Raw genomic sequence first — 17,868 nt, 5'->3', positions numbered from 1 at the left:
AGTTAATGAATGAGTTGGATAACTGTGTCATCAAATAGCAATAAAACATCAATCTTGATGGTGCAGGGCACCACGTCAGATGCAGGTAAGAGTACCTTGGTGGCAGGTCTGTGCCGTTACTTTGCGCGTAAAGGTGTCAAGGTCGCACCTTTTAAGCCGCAAAATATGGCACTAAACAGTGCCGTAACCGCTGATGGTGGCGAAATTGGCCGAGCACAGGCGTTGCAGGCGGTTGCCTGTGGCTTGGCACCCCATACCGATTTTAATCCTATTTTGCTAAAGCCAAGTTCTGACACTAGCTCGCAGGTGATAGTGCAAGGTAAAGCCCTATCTCATATGGACGGCCAAACCTATTTTGGCAAAGATGCGGCGGGCTATCGAACTAAGGCGATGGCGGCGGTGCTTGATTCCCTATCAAGATTAACGGCGCAGTATGAACTCGTTATGGTTGAGGGGGCGGGTAGCCCTGCTGAGATCAATCTGCGTGAAGGCGATATTGCTAACATGGGGTTTGCCGAAGAGGTCGATTGCCCGGTTATCTTAATTGCCGATATCGATAAAGGCGGCGTGTTTGCCCATATTGTCGGCACTTTAGCCCTGTTGTCTGAGTCGGAACGTGCGCGAATTAAAGGGGTGGTGATTAACCGTTTTCGCGGCGACATTGGCCTGCTGCAATCGGGGTTAGATTGGCTTGAAAAAGAGATCAGCAAACCTGTGTTAGGCGTATTGCCCTACCTTAACGATCTGCACCTGGATGCCGAAGATGCGTTAATGGTCGCGCCGCACAAATCCGCTCAAGCGAAACTTAAGGTGTTGGTGTTGGTTTGGCCGCGCATTAGCAATCATACCGATTTTGATGCCCTGCGCTTACATCCAGATATTGATTTTAATTATGTGACAGTGACCTCAAGATTTGATGGCACAGGGCCCCAAGCGGATCTGATTATTTTGCCCGGCAGTAAGAGCGTTCGCCAAGATTTAATGACCATGTTGAATAACGGCTGGGACAAATTGATTAAAACCCATCTTAGGTATGGCGGTAAGGTGATAGGGATCTGCGGCGGCTACCAGATGCTCGGGCTCGCAATTGATGACCCTTCAGGTGTCGAGGGAGTGAGCGGCGAGAGTGATGGCCTCGGCCTTCTGCCGATAGTCACTGAGTTGACCCCAGATAAGCGTTTAGCCCAAGTGTCAGGTTGTTTAAATCTACTCGGTGAACAAGCTAAGGTGAGTGGTTATGAGATCCATTGTGGCCGCTCTAAGCTTCTCTCTCAGCAAGCGGCACTAATGACCCTAAACAGTGATGATGGTCGTCAGTTCCAAGATGGCTATCTATCCTCTGATGGGCAGATATTGGGTACCTATCTTCATGGCGTTTTTGATACCCCAGAGGCGTGCAGTTTATTGCTGTTTTGGGCCGGAGTGGGCTGTTCTGGTATGGAGCGAGCTGGCATGAGCGAGTCAGGAAAGATGGGCCCTGACACCATAGATATCGATGCTCTGAGGCAAGTGCAGTTAGACCGATTGGCGGATATGTTAGCCGAACATATGGATATGCAAAGACTCTCAGCGATTATTTCGGCAAGCACATAGATCTTTAGCTGAGATAGATAATCTTCGAACAATAGAAAAAGAAAACCACTAAGCTCTAAGCGAATGAATAGGACTGAAAATGACAGACAAGACGGATGATATTGGCAAGAGCACAGATGAACTAAAGGCGCAGCGTCATAAGGCTCGCCAACAAAAAGTAAAAGCGGCGGTCGATGCTAAAATAGCGCAGGCGCAAATCGAAAAAGGGGTACTACTGGTACTTACAGGTAATGGCAAAGGCAAGTCTACAGGTGGCTTTGGCAATATTACCCGCGCCGTCGGTCACGGTAAAAAGGCGGCGGTAGTGCAATTTATCAAGGGTAATTGGCCTTGTGGAGAGCGTAACGTATTAGAGAAGGTTGGAGTCGAGTTTCATATCATGGGCACAGGGTTTACCTGGGAGACCCAAGACAGAGAGAAAGATACCTTAGCGGCGATGGGAGCGTGGGAGGCCGCTGAAGCCCTGCTTAAAGATGACACCATAGATATTATCTTGCTTGATGAACTGACCTACATGGTGAGTTATCACTACATTGAGCTAGAACGCGTACTTGACGCCCTTAAGAATCGACCGTCCATGCAGCATGTGATCATTACAGGTAGGGCGTGCCATCGCGCAATTTTAGAGTTAGCCGATACTGTGAGTGAAGTGCAACCGATAAAGCATGCTTTTGAAGCTGGGGTTAAAGCGCAAATCGGATTTGATTATTAAGTTAGATAGAGTTTGGCTGCCTGTTCATTTATTGAAAGTCCTGAAGGGAGAACCTTCGCTGTTACTTAACGCCTGTCCAGTGCATGAATGCCGAAAAATGTCAGGAACATTTTCGGCCATAATTTCGAAGGCCAAAACCGCGCTTACACTGGGTCATTTTATCTCTTCGATTTTGCTTCATTTGGTGTGAGTGGCGAGTAAAAAGTTAACGTACTTTTGCCCCAAAGTGGGTTGGCCTTGGAATGAAGGTCTGGCATTTTCTGGATTAGCTTATGTAGCGTTTGGCTGGGTGGGAATGGGTTAAGTGAGCTTGAAGGTCGTACCTTTGCTGTTACTTAACGCCTGTCCGGCTAGGAATGTGCAAGCACTCTTTTGGCTCGGTGAGTGAAGCATAGCTTCGTGCTTATGAACGAGAGACAGGGATTGTCGAACTGGCTTTTAGATAGGGATATCGTTGCCAGTACTTCCATGTGGGCTCTGCGAAATCATCTGACCTCCAAGGACGGAGGGAATGCCGAAAAATGTCAGGAACATTTTCGGCCATGATTTCAAAGGCCAAAACCGCGCTTACACCTATCTCTAACGCTTCTTCGATTGGACTTCATTTGATACGACTAGTGAGATAAAGGCTAACGTACTTGTGCCCCAAAGTGTGCTGGCCTTAGGATGACGGTCTGGCATTTTTTGGATTAGCCTTAGTTGCGTTTGGCTGCATCTAATTTGTTAAGTGTGTTTGAAGGTCATACCTTCAATGGGAGTTAATTGCCTGCGGCAGGCTCATGTGCAGATACAGCTTCGGGACGCTTTGCGCCATCCTTGGCCGCTTAACGAAAACATCCATGTTTTCGATACCCTCAGCTGCATCTACACAAGGTTATTTTCTCTCTTCGATTTTGCTTCATTTGGTGTGAGTGGCGAGTAGAAAGCTAACGTGCTTTTGCCCCAAAGTGAGTTAACACCTGGTTTGCGGAGTAGTTACAAGCAGACTTTCTTGCCTAGAAATTTTCATCCATTTCACTCAAATGTTGCAATGCTTAAAAGCTGGACAGGCATACAGTCATATTGAAATCATGACGATTTTTATCCCAACTTCGTGCGCGTTTTCACATTCCAATATAAATAAATGTGATTAAAATCATATAATTATAAAAGCTATAGGTTAGATAATAGGTTTGGGAAACGCGCATGCGCGTTTTTCCGGATGGTATATTTAACAGAATGCTTATAAGTTCATTACATACAGATAGTTAACTGTGCGCGTTTTCACTGGTCCAACGAGGTAAACGCGCATGCGCACTAATAAAATGTTCTTGACCTGCGGTAGACGATTTTCAGCAAAAAAGAAGTGATATTTAAGTCTAGCCGAAGGAATAGATAGAGCCAAACGCGATGGAAGAAACGCCTCATTTATGATAGCTTGAAGGCACTTGCTAAGGCTCGTAAAGCGAAGCTTTCAAAGAGACCTGCAATTGACTTCAAGTAAAGCAGCGATGCTTCCCTCACGCCGCAGGGGGCATCAATTAAGCCCCAAGGGCATGGAATAAGAGCTCACGGATTGAGTAGCGATAACCTCCTCTCTCCGAAAGTAAAGAACAACCCGTTACACGAGACCTTCGGCTCGTGAACCACGATCGTTATGCCTCTGGAGTATTAAATTGAATTTTCAGATGAAATCCTTTTTTGATGATAGTGATATTTTGCTTGAATTGGTGCTATTGCCACTTGAGCACATACGCTCTAATTGGGATTTATACTGGGATGACGATGAATACAAATATGTTGAAGAGGAAAATTCATTTGCAAGAGAACTTAATGAGCTGATTCTTCAGGTAGCCTCAGTCATTCCGCCTAGTAATTATCATATGCACGAAGATAAAGTAGCAGTCAATTTTAGCAAAAATGACTGGGCAAATATTGAAAAGGATGGGCGTCTTTGGACTGGAGAAGAGTACAGAATTATTCTTGAGCAAGGTGGTTTTGAGGATTGGGATCAATCTGATTTGGTGTTAGCTGCTGCTGGAAGAGTAAAAGCTGCAATAGCTAGAGGTCAGAATAACATAGAAACTATGGAGGATACCCACCGTAAAATGTTATGTATTATATTATCAATAATTTTGTATCATCGTTTTTAAACAAGTAAGGCATAACAAATAAGGATAGGCCGCGCGCAGCCGCGTCCTTATCCCGAGTGTTGAACAAGCCCGATTGATACCTTTAATTGTAAATAACAGATCGAGAGTTCGGTCTGTTTGAATGATTGGTCAGTAGTTTGTTTTCACCAGAACATATCTAGCCCTTAGCAAAGCAGCCAATTAGACAAGTCCCGCTATATCAGTGTGTTGTATTTACTCCCCTTCTTTTAACTCAGTGTTACCGTTATCCTTATTCTTCCAGCGCTAGGCTGTGAACATTGAACTCGTCGGTCGTCTGTTGAGATGAATGCCCATGAAGCGCATCGGCTGACGGCAGCAAGGACAAGTGCGGTTCACCACAGTACGCTTTAGCTCTGGCACTTCCAGACTTCCTACTACTTGAGGCAGCGCACCAGCAACCGCAAGCATTAGCTGGATCTGCTGACGAATCTTTCGACTGCTACCTTGCAACAAGCCATAATCTCTGACTCGTCGTAGCCCTTTGGGTAATACGTGTTGCAGCACTAACCATAAGAACTTCACCGTAGGTAAGGTACGTATTTTTGTCGTTTTACTCTGGCTGTCTTGATACTTAAAGCTGACTTGGCCATCTATGTCGCTGATAATATCCTTATCGGGTAATACACCGCGATAGAGGTATCGGGACAGGTACTTTAGAGCTGGTAAGCCTTTGCCCACATGCAGGCAATCGACTACCCACTTCTTAGGTAGGTGTTCTGGTAACATGATGTTGAGTTTTTTGGTCAGTTGTTTAAGCAATCTTGCTCTCCACACAGTGGCGAGATTAAAAGCGTTGAACAGATATTTACCTCTGCTTTTCAACCACTGATTTTTGGCTTTGTTGAAGCTACCTGCGGGAATGATGAAGTGAATATGCGGATGGTAGTCTCTACGCCTGTTGTGGGTATGCAGTACGCCAGTAAAGCCAACCTCTCCACCGAGTTGCTTTGAGTTTTTTGCGAATGCTTTTAGCACGCTGGCAGCTACAGAAAACATAGCTTGATAGATCAACTCAGGTTGATGTTTTGCAATGACTCGAAGCTCAAAAGGTAGGGTAAAAGTCACCATGTAATACTCAACGGGCAGTAGTTTAGCTTGCTGCTTGTTGAGCCAATCTGTCGTGGTGTTGTGCTGGCATAGAGGGCAGCTCCGGTGACCACATGAGAGTGGATAATCAGTGGTATGAGTACAACTCTGACAGGCCCAATGACTCGTGCGTTCAGTATTGGTGCGGCAGCTGAGCATCGAATAAATGGCTTGTCGCATCGCGGTTGTTATCTGTTGCTCGTATGCCTGATTAAACGCATCAAGATGGTCACGTAAAATATCGATGAACTTCATACGCCACACTCCCACTTCAGCGCTAACCCCTCTGTCAGCAAGTTAATTGCCTCGACGGTATTCTTGCGAGTGATCTGGGGAAGTCGTGTATATCGAGCAGTGGTATTAAGGCTGTTATGGCCGAGCAGGCTTTGAACAGAGCGCAGATCTAGCCCTTGTTCTAGCAGGTGTGTAGCATAACTATGGCGTAGATTATGCGGGCTGATGGATTTATGAATGTTGCACTCAGCAATGACGCGTTTTAGCGCTTTTTGGATCCCACCTTTGTCTATCAATGAGTCAGACTTGTTATCTTTACCGGGAAACAGGTAGCGGGGATGGCGATGGGTTTTCCAGTAATAACGCAGTGCTAGTAAAGTACGTTTAGGCAACGGAACCAACCTATCTTTACCGCCTTTAGCGTTACGAATATGCACCTGCATTAACTGTGAATCGATATCCCCCACCTGCATTGAAATACCTTCGCCAAGCCTAAGCCCCATGCTGTAGAGCACCAAAAAGAACACCTGATAACGCAGTTGATGAGTGAGGCTAATGACGATAGCGACTTCAGCAGGGGTTAGAATATCGGGCAAACGTTTTACCTGTGGCGGCTTGACGATGTTGAGCCACTGCCACTCCTGATTGAGAACATGACGGTAAAAAAACTGCAGGCCGTTACGGTCAAGTTTAATAGTGCTCCATGAGTGTGATGCGATTAAATCGGCAAAGTAGCGCTTCAAATCATCAGTAGATAGGTTATCGGGGCAACAATCAAAGTAGTTCGCAATACGCCTGACTGCACGACTATAAGCGTCGATGGTTGCGGGTCGCTTGCCTTGTAGGGTTAAGTTGGTAAGATGTTGTTCATAAAGAAAATCAAAGCGTTGTTGTTCGAATGTGTTCATGACAATACTCCTAGGTTAGCGCTCCAAATGGAACGTCTCTAGAAAGTATTTAGGATGGTAGGGCAAAGAGGCTTGTTATCTCTTCTGCCGCACAGCGGCTTCGTTCAACAAAGCATTTAAGAGTGATTCACAATAGTTTGTCATTTTTAGTTGCAAACGACGCAATAAAATTGCCAAACTACGCTCACACATTATTCAGGCGTTAAATTTCTCAGAGAGAGAAGCGGAGGCTAGCACTGTGTGGGAGTCATTATGTCTATGCATCAAAATAGAGAGCAACAATGAACAAAGGAACATTGACCTTCTTCTGTGGAAAAATGGGTGCAGGAAAATCTACCAAAGCTAGCGAAATCGCACAGAAAGGCAATGCAGTATTACTTTCAGAAGATGAATGGCTTGCGTCACTTTACCCAAATAAGATTTCATCACTAAATGACTATATCGAATATTCAAATCTACTTAAGCCGCAGATTAAAAAGCTTGTACAATCCATGTTGTCTGCGGGAACCAATGTGGTGATGGACTTCCCGGCAAATACTCTGTCACAAAGAGATTGGTTTCGGAGTATTTTCTCCGAGGTTGAAGCTCCACATAATTTGGTATACATCGACTTGCCAAATGAGGTCTGTTTAAAACAGATTGAAAAACGGCGCGAAGAACAGCCTGAAAGAGCGGCAACTGATACACCAGATATGTTTGAGCAGGTTACAAAGTATTTTATGGCTCCCACCCTCGAGGAAGGCTTCAATACAACCAAAGTGGCGCAAAATGCATAATAAGGCGCTGCTACGGAAAATTTACTCGCTAGCGCTCCCAAATTTCCGCAGAGCGCGGCGTTATGAAAAAGGAGGTAGATTTGGAGTGGTAAGGCCAAATTGAAGAGAGTGATAACTTGGTGTAGGTGCGGCTGTGACCTTCCGTGACATGACCGCTCTCTGACATCCATGTCATCGCGGCATTTGTGAATCCATTCACATCAGATGCCAGAGCAGAGCCTACAGGGGTTGTACTTGCGGCGTGTCACAGAAGTACCTGCACGAATAGGTCCTCTTTCACATCCTGTGATCACGACATTTGGGTATCCATGCGCTTCACCTGCTGCAAGCAATTCAACACCATGAAGGTCAACGTTGACATCAGCTATGTGAAACCTAATCTGCAAGACGCTGTAAGTAACTAATAGCTCAAAATGTCATAGTTAGGGATAAGAAAAAAGTCGCCCTTGACGACTTTTTTCTGTTGCGAGTGAAGCGGGCAATTAGCTAACGCCTACAGGCTTGGCTCTTCGCTGTAATCAACACTGTGGTATTCAAGGCAGGCATCGACTTCGTTGGCAGAGCCTAAGATAACGGCCACGCGCTGGTGGATGTGGCTCGGCGCGATATCCATAATGTTCTCATAACCAGTCGATGCTTTACCGCCTGCTTGCTCTACAAGAAATGACATAGGATTCGCCTCATACATCAAACGCAGCTTGTATGGCTTCTCTGGGTTCTTGTTGTCGGTTGGGTAGGTAAACAGGCCGCCGCGTGACAGTACGCGGTGCACGTCACCCACCATGGCCGCAATCCAGCGCATGTTGAATGATTTTTCGCGAGGGCCAATTTTACCCAGTAGCAGATCGCTAATGTAGGTCTGCATTGGGGCTTCCCAGAAGCGTTGGTTTGACATGTTGATGGCAAATTCGCTCGTGTCCTTGCTGATCGACATAGTTTCATTGGTCAGCAGGTATTCGTTGGTTTCAGGGTTTAGGGTAAACAGTTGTACCCCTTTGCCTGTTGTTAGCGCTAGCATGGTAGACGGACCATAAAGTACATATCCTGCGGCGACTTGCTTGCGACCCGATTGCAGGAAACTTTGCTCGCTCAACTCACCACTTGGTGCCGGCAGGACCGAGAAGATGGTGCCGACTAGCGAGTTAATATCGATATTTGATGAGCCATCGAGTGGATCGAAACACACCAAATAATCACCACTTTGGCCAGCCTCGACGACATCGTCCTCTTCTTCAGATGCTAGACCGCGCACAGTGCTGTCGGCTTTTAGGGCATCTTTTAGCATGTCGTTGGTAATGATATCTAATTTTTTCTGGGTTTCACCTTGAACATTTTCTTGCTCGGTAGCACCGAGTACACCCGCTAATGCGCCATGACGAACAGCATGGCTAATTGCTTTGGAGGTATCGGCTAGGGTAAGAATAAGTTGAGATAAGGGGGCTTCAATCCCTTGTGAACTGAGGTTTTTCGCCAGAGTTTGCATGTTATTTCCTATGACATAGAGAGCTAAGCTTACGCTTAAGGCCAGATCCAGATGATATCTTTTAATTATGTCGGCGATTCTACCCCAGTTTTGCTGCTTTTTCAGTGCCAAAGTGGTCAGTTTTTGTTTTTTGCTGGTTTGAGGCAAAATGCTCGAGCCTGTATGCTACTCAGGTTTATCGAATTCGTTTTTATATCCAGGACATAATAATGACTAAAAAATGGATAAGTTCAGCCCTTATGGCGGTGCCTATGTTTCTATCTCAATCTGTAATCGCTTCTCAGGTAGGCTTAGCGCAGCCTGCTGGTGGCAACACACCTTTAACCATCGAACGACTTTATGCATCGCCTGCGCTTGCTGGCAGTAGTCCTCGAGGCTTAAAGCTCTCACCCGATGGCAAGCTCGTCACCTATCTTGCAGGGCGTAGTGATGATCAATACTTATATGATCTCTGGCAGATGGAGGTGGGTACGGGTAAGCAGCAAATCTTACTCAATGCCGATCGCTTAAAAAGCGCTGAGCTCTCAGATGAAGAGAAGGCGAGGCGCGAACGTCAGCGCATCTATGGTCAAGGGATCATGGAATACTTTTGGTCCGATGATAGTCAGGCTATTTTAATTCCTGCATCTGGGGCGCTCTATTATTACTCTATTGTCGATGGCAAAGTGGCGGCGCTGCCAACAGGTGAAGGCTTTACTACCGATGCGAAGCTTTCTCCCAAAGGTAATTTTGTCTCCTTTGTGCGCGATCAGAACCTTTATGTTCTAAATCTGAAAAACAATACCTTAACCGCGCTGACTACCGACGGTGGCGGGGCGATTAAAAATGGTATGGCAGAGTTTGTCGCTCAAGAAGAGATGGACCGCATGACAGGCTACTGGTGGGCACCCGATGAATCGGCTATCGCCTTTACCCGTATCGACGAGTCGGGTGTCGAGCAGGTGACGCGTAACGAGATTTATGCCGATGGTATTAAGCTCACCGAGCAGCGTTATCCCTATGCGGGTAAAAACAATGCCACCATCGAGCTAGCAGTGGTGAACATTAATGATAGAAAAGTTAAGTGGATCGATATCGGTGACGACAAAGATATCTATCTGCCAAGAGTCAAATGGCTGCCAAACAGTAAGCTGTTATCGTTTCAGTGGCAAAGTCGCGATCAGCAGACCCTAGACTTACGTATCGTAGATTTAAGAGATGACGAGGCGCCAGTCACGGTTATTAGAGAGCAAAGTGATGCTTGGGTTAACCTTAATAACGATCTGCATTTTTTGAAAAAGCAGCCCGAGTTGATTTGGGCATCGGAACGTGATGGTTACAACCACCTTTATCTTTTCGATCTACAGGGGCGCTTGATCAGACAGTTGACCCGTGGTGATTGGGCGGTCGACGAGGTGGAATTTATCGATGAAAAACAGGGCTGGGTTTATTTCACTGGCCGCAAAGCAAGTGTCATCGAAAAACACCTGTTCAGAGTGCCGTTAAAAGGTGGCAAGGTTGAGCAGGTAAGCGAGCGCAGTGGTATGCATAGTCCCGTATTTGCCGACAATCAAGCTGTGTATCTCGACTATTTTAATAGCTTAGCCCAACCGCCGCAGATCAGCTTACATGGCGCAAAAGGAGAGCATTTAGCTTGGGTAGAGCAAAATAAAGTGGATCCGTCTCATCCCTTATATCCCTTCTTTGGCCAATGGCAATTGCCCGAGTTTGGCCAAATAAAGGCCGAAGACGCTCAGGCGCTGCAATATCGTCTGTTTAAACCCACAGGCTTTGACGCCACCAAAAAGTACCCAGTTGTGGTGCGTGTGTACGGCGGCCCTCATGCTCAGCTGGTGGTTAATAGTTGGAGCGAACATGACTACTTTACCCAGTATCTACTGCAGCAAGGCTTTATCGTGTTTCAATTGGATAATCGCGGCTCGGCACATCGCGGCACCCAGTTTGAACATGTGATCTATAAGCGTTTAGGTGAGGCTGAGGTGAACGATCAGAAGGCGGGTGTCGATTACCTCCGCAGCCTGAGCTATGTCGATGGTGATAATATTGCCATCTATGGCCATAGTTATGGCGGCTATATGGCATTAATGAGCCTATTCAAAGCGCCAAGCCACTTTAAAGCGGCGATCTCTGGGGCGCCAGTGACGGATTGGTCGCTGTATGATACTCATTATACCGAGCGATACTTGTCTCACCCAGAGAGTAATGCCGAAGGTTATGAGGCCAGTAGCGTACTGCCCTATGTGAAAGACTATCAGTCAGGGCTACTCATGTATCACGGCATGGCCGATGATAACGTATTGTTTGAAAACAGTACTCGGGTCTACAAGGCGCTGCAGGATGAGGGCAAGCTGTTCCAGATGATTGACTACCCAGGTTCTAAGCACTCGATGCGCGGCGAGAAGGTGAGAACCCATCTTTATCGTTCGCTGGCGGACTTCTTAGAGAAGCAACTGAAGCACTAAGATTAGCGGTCAACTAAGCTGTCCGTTTTAACCATTAATTTGGAAGCCCTGTAGCTTGAAGAAGCGGCAGGGCTTTTTTGTGAGTCGTGTAGGGATAATTAAAAGCACATTGTCTTTAGGTCGGCTTAACCCTGTATTGTTTTCATTACTGGGATTAAGTCGATTTATTCATGGCCTATTCTTAGGCATAAATTTACCTCTGAGTCGTACGTTCAGGTCACTCATTCATCACCTATCATTTGATTAAGTTGTATTTGTGGTTGGCGAGTAATTCGAAGTGAAATGCACCGCTTGATGGAATTGATGCATAGAATGGCACTGTTATTTCTCACGCTAATAGCACTGCCTGAGCTTTTTTGTATCGTAATTGAATAATCACTTTTCGCAAAATTAAAGGGTGGAGGATGATAATTCTATTAAATAGTATTTAATAGATTAGGAATAGGACTATTTTTTGACTTATTAAGATGCATTTATTATATGATTAATTATTTCATTGGGGATGATTGGGTTTTGCTCTCAATAATAAATTTAATGTGACATCTGTTGTCTTTCTGTTATTTCTAATTAGCGTGATTCTAATTTGATCTACTTCACTATTTAATTTTCTCGCCCCTACTAATCAAATGACAATTCATTTCTCATTATTAAATGGCTTTCATGTTTTTTGTTTTATGAAATCCTTTAAAATCAATGATTTGAGCTAGATTACTCTTTTGGCATAGCTTCTGCAATAAAATGATTAAATGAGCCTTGTGTTCGTTTTGTTTGGATTTTACATATCCGTTTTGCAGGGATTGGTTATTAATCTTTATGTTGTGAAGAGTCGTTATATAGAAGTGGCTGATATTTAAGTCTTACTGAATTTTATGCTGAGCCTGGGTATCAGAAGGGTTGCATAAACTTAATGGCTCGAAATGATGATTAGCTGGCCTCTCCATAATCATAATTAATAGGAGTATCAGTAATGAATAAAGAAAGTGATAATGAACAAATCGCTTTAGATCCGTATACAGAAAATACTTTGAGAAACGGTATTTCACGACGTACTTTCCTGACTCGTGCGGCCGTTGGTACCGGAGCCGTAGCAGTATCTGGGTTAACTGGCGGAATGGCGACAGCCGCAACGCCTTCTAGCCAAGAGTTTGCTCACAGTATCGATGGCGAGGCGACGCTGAATTTTCTACCTAAGCCAAAAGCTATTGCTGATAAGGATATTGTTTCTACACAAACTTTTGATATCGTTGTGGTTGGTGCTGGTGCATCAGGTGTTCCTGCTGCGCTGTCGGCTGCTGAGAATGGCGCTAAAGTTGCCGTGTTACAAAAGCAGTCTATTGTCGTCTCACAGGGTAACTTTGGTTCAGGTATCAATTTAAAAACCACCCCTAAGGCCTCTGTCGAAGCCTTGGTTTCTCGTTTGATGAAAGATAGTGCTCATCGTTGTCATCCTGGTCTTTTGAGAAGCTGGGCTTACCACTCAGGTGAAGCGATATCTTGGGTTATCGACCGGGCTAAGCAAGGGGGCGCTCAAGTCGTAGACCTAGGCACTAAACCACAGCATGGTGTTCATGGGGTTAGCGAATACCCACTTAACTTTGTGTCTTCAGTCTTCGGTCCTAAGCCATACACTGCTGGTGATGGTATGCGCGCGCTTGCTAAGGTTGCTGAGAAAGCTGGAGTTAAGTTCTTTTTCAACATGCCTGCACAACAGCTAATCCAAGATAAATCAGGCAAAGTGATCGGTGTGATCGCTCAATCTCGTGATGGTCAATATCACAAGTATATGGCTAAAAAAGGCGTGATTTTGTCGACTGGTGATTACCAGAATAATAAAGCGATGAGCAATTATTTCATCCCCGATTTGAAAAACTTTGAGCGCAAGCAGCAAGACCGTACCGGTGATGGTTTCGCGATGGCGTATTGGGCTGGTGGTGTGATTGAACCTGTAGGCCACACTAAGATGCTCCATGATTTTGATGCTGGTCCAGCTTCAATGTGCGATATGCCATTTTTAGCTGTGAATCGAAAAGGTGAGCGTTTTGTCAATGAGACTGTTGAGATGTCTCTATTGAATAACTACTTGCGTGATGAACAAAATGCGGGGCATTACTCTCAAGTATTCGACTCTGATTACATGACGCAAGCAGCTGACTGGCCGGGACATTTATATTCTCCTGAAGAAATGAAAGTCTATATGCCAGAAGATCCTGCGCCAAAGACTGGTGTCTATCCATCCCTCACAAATACCTACGTAGCCGATACTCTGGAAGAACTTGCCGTGAAACTGGAATGCGATCCAAAGACATTCGTAGCTAACGTCAAACGATATAACGAGTTGTGTAAAAAAGGTCAGGATGATGATTTCGGTAAACATTCCTCAAAAATGGTGCCAGTGCTAAAAGCGCCTTTCTATGGCATCCATCGTCGGGTACGAGTGTCGGCTATTTGTTCAGGAATGTTGGTTAACGACAATTACCAAGCACTTGATGCGGATGCCAAACCCATTGGCGGTTTATACGTTGTTGGCAACCTTGGCGGCGGTTTTTATGGTGGCGTTGATTACCCGCTAACTGTATTCGGGCTGTCTTTAGGTCGTTGTTATACCGCTGGGTATTTGACAGGTAAGTACGTTGCCAAGTTGTAGGGCTAAAAGGGATAGGTAAATACTGATAGCCATTCCTATCATAAATAAAATCATGGGATAAAAAAGATGAAATTTTTGAAAATGTACCAACTCTTGCTTACTTTTGCGATGGTGTTCTGTGTAAATGGAGTCGCTTCTGCAGAGGCTGTTGAACTGGGTAAGCTCCATGCTAATGCGGGACTTAACTGCTCAGATTGTCATGGCGATGTTAAGAAAAAACAACCTGCTCCAATGTTCGCTTGTTTGCAGTGTCATGACACGCAAGAGCTTGCTGCAACAACAAAAGATGTACAGCCCACCAATCCTCATAAAAATCGTCACAACGATACCGAGACTAATTGTAACTCGTGCCATCACCAACATAAGCCTTCTGAGAATGCTTGTATCGGTTGTCACCCAAGGTTTGAGTTCAAAAAACTGCCTTAGTAGTTTTATACCTATTTGATTATAAAGCCAAATCTCATGATTGGATTTGGCTTAACAAAGGATGGAAATGATGAAAATGATAAATACTCGCAAAGCACTGTTACCACTAATTATAGGTTTGTCTTTATCTCCACTGGCTCATTCAATTGATTTTAAGGTGGCGGATACCGACCTAAAAGTGGGTGGCTATATCAAGGGCATGGCAACTTTCGATTCTAACGGTACTGTTACTGCACCTTATAACGGTCACCTTTACAGTGTCTATGGTACTCCCATTGACGGCACAGCTAACGCGGATACTAACCATTTTAATATGACGGCCAGAGAGAGCCGTGTTTACCTGAAAACTAAAACCGATTCAGATATAGGAACCATTTCCTCTCATGTAGAAGGGGATTTCTTCGCTGATATCGATTCAGATGGTCCTACTTGGTCAAATAGCCATGGTTTTAGAATCCGTCATGCCTATATTAATATCGATAGAGAGGACAGTTCCATACTCGTGGGACAGACTTGGACGGCCTTCATGGATTTTGCCAGTTCATTGCCGTCTATGGACTTTTCTTCAGATCCGGGTAATTCATTTATACGCCAAGCACAAGTTCGCTATCAGTACAATTTGAGTCCAGGGCAGTACCTGATGGCTAGTTTAGAGAATCCCGCTTATGGGATGGCTAATATCGGTGGCACGCCAATTCGATACGTTAACTTGGATACCAACGGTAACGGTGTACACGATGCGAGAAGTGAAGAGACACTGCCAGATTTAGTCGTCAAATATTTTCTTGCTAAGGGGCCTGTAACAATTAGTCCTCGTGCAGTGGTTCGTCAATTTGACTTAGGTGGGCAAAAGAGCACTGGTTACGGTTTTGCTTTGGGTGCGAGTGTGAAGTTTGGGCAGGGTCATAAGGCTGTATTAAATTATACTATTGGTGATGGTATTGGCCGTTATGCAGGGCTAGGCTTCAACGCCGGAGCTGGCATAGACAACACTGGTAATATTGAAACCTTAGGTTATCAGAGTTTGACTGGTGGCATCATGTTCGCCTTGAGTCCAAGTATACGCTGGCAGGTTGGGGCTGGGTATTCAGAGCAGGACGAAGATGCATTTGACAGTGGTACCTTGACTGCTATGGCTAATAAAACGGCCTTTTCATGGCATACTAATCTGTACTGGGATATCACCAAAGACTTGCAGTTTGCAGTGGGAACCCGCTTCGGTGATGTTGAAAATATGGGGAGTGCAGAAGGCGATATGGTGCGAACGCAGTCTTATTTGCGCTACACTTTTTAAGCATAAAGAGGCTTGATTCGATTCGGTGTTGTTCTATCGTTAAATTTAAGAATGCGAATCTGAAGCCCCATACAAGCAAAGGCACTTAGGTGCCTTTGCTTATTTCGAGCCAAGCCCCCTCTGAAATGGAAGTGTGTTCGTAATACAACAAACCTTCTGAACCTGCAGCATTTTTTAGTCGTCTGAAGTATGTTGTGATCTGGCTGTGTTCTAATGATTTAAGTCGTAAATCCTCCCACTCATCGCACTCTATTTTTGTAATGCCGATTAATGATTAAATTAGGTGAAGGTAGTCACGTTGACTTTTTGTTAACTGAGTTATGATGTGACTTTTGCCGCTACTGGATACGTATGAATACTTTGGACTTAGACTTAAGAGAATTGCTGTCTTTTAAACCCAGAGGTGGGGCAATGAGTTTTCTTGGTCATAGACTTTATATGACAGATATTTTTTCTCATGGTTTACATAAGATGGAGCTATGCGAAAGACTTGGGCAAGAGATGACACAGTCCCTTGTTGTGCGCTCAGGTTATATAAGAGGTTGGCTGTTAGCGGAGCAGATAAAACGCCAAATGCCGGATGTTTGGAAAGAAGCGCGTAATGGTGAACTTGGACCTTTGCTTTTTTCTATGTGTGGCTTTGGAGAAATTCTTAGCCGTCAGCGACGCGACGGAATTAAAGCAAAACCTCTAATTGAAACCCATGCGATAAGCCTATATGAAGCAGAGCAGCATTTGCAGCTACGCGGTTTAAGTGAAGTGCCTGTTTGCTGGGAGCATATAGGTTTTGCCAGTGGTTACGTATCAAACATTGAAAATCGTACCGTTTACTTTATTGAGGAAGAATGCAAAGCCAAAGGCGATAGCTATTGCCATATCAGCGGTAATTACTTGGAGGAGTGGGGGGAGGAGATCAAGCCCTATTTGCCTATCTATGATGGTATCTGCAATGAGAGTGTTGCAGCGCAGCTTGGCAATTTGCAATGTTGGGGTGATGCTTTGCCGCAAAATATGCAAGATCGAATTAACTCATCTATGCAGTATCGCTCAATGGCCGATGGCTATCCGGTGTCTAAGAGCTACGAAATGTGCAAACTATTGGCGCTGGCAATCAATGTGGCGAAAGTACCGACATCAGTGCTTGTTACTGGTGAGAGTGGTGTTGGTAAAGAAAAGTTGGTGCAATTTATTCATAGTCAGTCACCTAGAGCAGATAAACCACTGGTTGCGATTAACTGTGGCGCACTGAATGAAACCTTGCTAGAAAATGAGTTATTCGGACATGTGCGAGGAGCCTTTACTGGTGCGGAAACGACCAAGAAAGGCTTGATTGAGGCATCTGATGGGGGCACTTTATTTTTGGATGAAGTGGCAGAACTATCACCTGCGTTACAGGTGAAACTATTAAGAGTCTTACAGGAAAAAGAGATACGAAAACTCGGTGATACGGAGACGATTAGTGTTGATGTGCGCATAATCTCGGCGACCAATCGTTGTCTTGAAGACGCGGTTGAAAAAGGGGAGTTTCGTCAAGATCTCTATTATCGTTTGAAAGTCATTGAGCTGGTTGTTCCACCACTGCGTGAACGCTCAGAAGACATTTTACCCTTGAGCCGTTTCTTTTTGGCGAAGTTTAATCAAGAGCTTGGAAGAGAGCATACTGGATTTAATTATAAAACAGCAGATTTACTGTTGAATTACTCTTGGCCTGGGAATGTGCGAGAGTTGGTGAATACTATCGAGCGGGCGGTGGTGCTGAGTCCTGGGCCGCAGATTATGCCAGAAGACTTACCAGATGAAATACGTGATGGTCTGTGCATGCCTTCAGTATCGGAAGACATTAGAGCGTTACATCAGGTGGAAGAGGACTATATTCTAGCGGTGTTAAAAAAACTCAATAACAATAAAACTCAGGCCGCAGAGAAGTTAGGGATGAGCCTGGCAACGCTATATCGAAAGTTAAAAGAATATGGTGCAATGTAAGTGATATTTCATGTTTAGCACAATTTATTACCTTCTGAATGAGGTAAAGGCGGGTCTATTATGTTGGCTAGTACATACCTTAATTTTGTAACCGTTTGCTAGTCTTCAAGTCAT

12 protein-coding genes are annotated in these 17,868 nt (G+C 44.9%); 9 read left to right on the top strand and 3 right to left on the bottom strand.

Translation table 11 applies throughout. From position 1 onward, the window contains the following. Positions 1–9 precede the first annotated feature (9 nt). From K0I73_RS15270 to K0I73_RS15260, 3 genes are all read left to right on the top strand, one after another. Complete coding sequence (locus tag K0I73_RS15270) at positions 10–1,593, top strand: cobyric acid synthase (protein ID WP_220061918.1); 1,584 nt, start codon at positions 10–12, stop codon at positions 1,591–1,593. 79 nt (positions 1,594–1,672) lie between these two features. Beyond that, on the top strand, positions 1,673–2,305 hold the full coding sequence (gene cobO, locus K0I73_RS15265) for a cob(I)yrinic acid a,c-diamide adenosyltransferase (RefSeq protein ID WP_220061917.1): 633 nt from the start codon (positions 1,673–1,675) through the stop codon (positions 2,303–2,305). A gap of 1,667 nt (positions 2,306–3,972) precedes the next feature. Beyond that, a complete protein-coding gene (locus tag K0I73_RS15260; RefSeq protein ID WP_220061916.1) occupies positions 3,973–4,437 on the top strand; it encodes a hypothetical protein in 465 nt (154 codons plus the stop codon). A gap of 264 nt (positions 4,438–4,701) precedes the next feature. Here the strand turns inward: K0I73_RS15260 and K0I73_RS15255 are convergent, their stop codons facing one another. Beyond that, positions 4,702–5,799 (bottom strand): IS91 family transposase, encoded by a 1,098-nt coding sequence (locus K0I73_RS15255; protein WP_220061915.1) that lies wholly within the window; start codon positions 5,797–5,799, stop codon positions 4,702–4,704. After that, positions 5,796–6,686, bottom strand: a complete 891-nt coding sequence (locus K0I73_RS15250; protein WP_220061914.1) for a tyrosine-type recombinase/integrase — start codon at positions 6,684–6,686, stop codon at positions 5,796–5,798. Before K0I73_RS15250 ends, K0I73_RS15255 begins: the two co-directional genes overlap by 4 nt. A gap of 281 nt (positions 6,687–6,967) precedes the next feature. Between K0I73_RS15250 and K0I73_RS15245 the strand changes: the two genes are divergently transcribed. Then, positions 6,968–7,462: a P-loop nucleotide/nucleoside kinase family protein gene (locus K0I73_RS15245; RefSeq protein WP_220061913.1), complete on the top strand. Its 495-nt coding sequence runs from the start codon at positions 6,968–6,970 to the stop codon at positions 7,460–7,462. Between the two features lie 493 nt (positions 7,463–7,955). On the opposite strand, the gene K0I73_RS15240 is transcribed toward K0I73_RS15245, so the two are convergent. Then, positions 7,956–8,945 (bottom strand): class 1 fructose-bisphosphatase, encoded by a 990-nt coding sequence (locus K0I73_RS15240; protein WP_220061912.1) that lies wholly within the window; start codon positions 8,943–8,945, stop codon positions 7,956–7,958. A gap of 209 nt (positions 8,946–9,154) precedes the next feature. Here K0I73_RS15240 and K0I73_RS15235 point away from each other — a divergent pair, with 209 nt between their 5' ends. The 5 genes from K0I73_RS15235 (at position 9,155) to K0I73_RS15215 (ending at position 17,754) form a co-directional block, all read left to right on the top strand. Then, complete coding sequence (locus K0I73_RS15235) at positions 9,155–11,407, top strand: S9 family peptidase (RefSeq protein WP_220061911.1); 2,253 nt, start codon at positions 9,155–9,157, stop codon at positions 11,405–11,407. Between the two features lie 967 nt (positions 11,408–12,374). Next, positions 12,375–14,051 carry an FAD-dependent oxidoreductase gene (locus K0I73_RS15230; protein ID WP_220061910.1) on the top strand — a complete coding sequence of 559 codons (1,677 nt, stop codon included), beginning with the start codon at positions 12,375–12,377 and terminating at the stop codon, positions 14,049–14,051. 66 nt (positions 14,052–14,117) lie between these two features. After that, positions 14,118–14,477 (top strand): cytochrome c3 family protein, encoded by a 360-nt coding sequence (locus K0I73_RS15225; RefSeq protein WP_258405204.1) that lies wholly within the window; start codon positions 14,118–14,120, stop codon positions 14,475–14,477. Between the two features lie 67 nt (positions 14,478–14,544). Then, positions 14,545–15,771 carry a DcaP family trimeric outer membrane transporter gene (locus K0I73_RS15220; RefSeq protein WP_220061909.1) on the top strand — a complete coding sequence of 409 codons (1,227 nt, stop codon included), beginning with the start codon at positions 14,545–14,547 and terminating at the stop codon, positions 15,769–15,771. A gap of 351 nt (positions 15,772–16,122) precedes the next feature. Continuing rightward, complete coding sequence (locus K0I73_RS15215) at positions 16,123–17,754, top strand: sigma 54-interacting transcriptional regulator (protein ID WP_220061908.1); 1,632 nt, start codon at positions 16,123–16,125, stop codon at positions 17,752–17,754. Positions 17,755–17,868 lie beyond the last annotated feature (114 nt).

Origin of the sequence: Shewanella mesophila (assembly GCF_019457515.1) — a bacterium.
Taxonomy (GTDB): domain Bacteria; phylum Pseudomonadota; class Gammaproteobacteria; order Enterobacterales; family Shewanellaceae; genus Shewanella; species Shewanella mesophila.
The sequence above is the reverse complement of the archived record's forward strand: the minus strand, read 5'-3'. Positions and strand labels throughout refer to the sequence as shown.

Bases quoted from the DNA above. Each gene is read 5' to 3' on its own strand.
- K0I73_RS15270 (WP_220061918.1), top strand. From the start codon at position 10: ATGAGTTGGATAACTGTGTCATCAAATAGCAATAAAACATCAATCTTG.
- cobO (WP_220061917.1), top strand. From the start codon at position 1,673: ATGACAGACAAGACGGATGATATTGGCAAGAGCACAGATGAACTAAAG.
- K0I73_RS15260 (WP_220061916.1), top strand. From the start codon at position 3,973: ATGAAATCCTTTTTTGATGATAGTGATATTTTGCTTGAATTGGTGCTA.
- K0I73_RS15255 (WP_220061915.1), bottom strand. From the start codon at position 5,799: ATGAAGTTCATCGATATTTTACGTGACCATCTTGATGCGTTTAATCAG.
- K0I73_RS15250 (WP_220061914.1), bottom strand. From the start codon at position 6,686: ATGAACACATTCGAACAACAACGCTTTGATTTTCTTTATGAACAACAT.
- K0I73_RS15245 (WP_220061913.1), top strand. From the start codon at position 6,968: ATGAACAAAGGAACATTGACCTTCTTCTGTGGAAAAATGGGTGCAGGA.
- K0I73_RS15240 (WP_220061912.1), bottom strand. From the start codon at position 8,945: ATGCAAACTCTGGCGAAAAACCTCAGTTCACAAGGGATTGAAGCCCCC.
- K0I73_RS15235 (WP_220061911.1), top strand. From the start codon at position 9,155: ATGACTAAAAAATGGATAAGTTCAGCCCTTATGGCGGTGCCTATGTTT.
- K0I73_RS15230 (WP_220061910.1), top strand. From the start codon at position 12,375: ATGAATAAAGAAAGTGATAATGAACAAATCGCTTTAGATCCGTATACA.
- K0I73_RS15225 (WP_258405204.1), top strand. From the start codon at position 14,118: ATGAAATTTTTGAAAATGTACCAACTCTTGCTTACTTTTGCGATGGTG.
- K0I73_RS15220 (WP_220061909.1), top strand. From the start codon at position 14,545: ATGATGAAAATGATAAATACTCGCAAAGCACTGTTACCACTAATTATA.
- K0I73_RS15215 (WP_220061908.1), top strand. From the start codon at position 16,123: ATGAATACTTTGGACTTAGACTTAAGAGAATTGCTGTCTTTTAAACCC.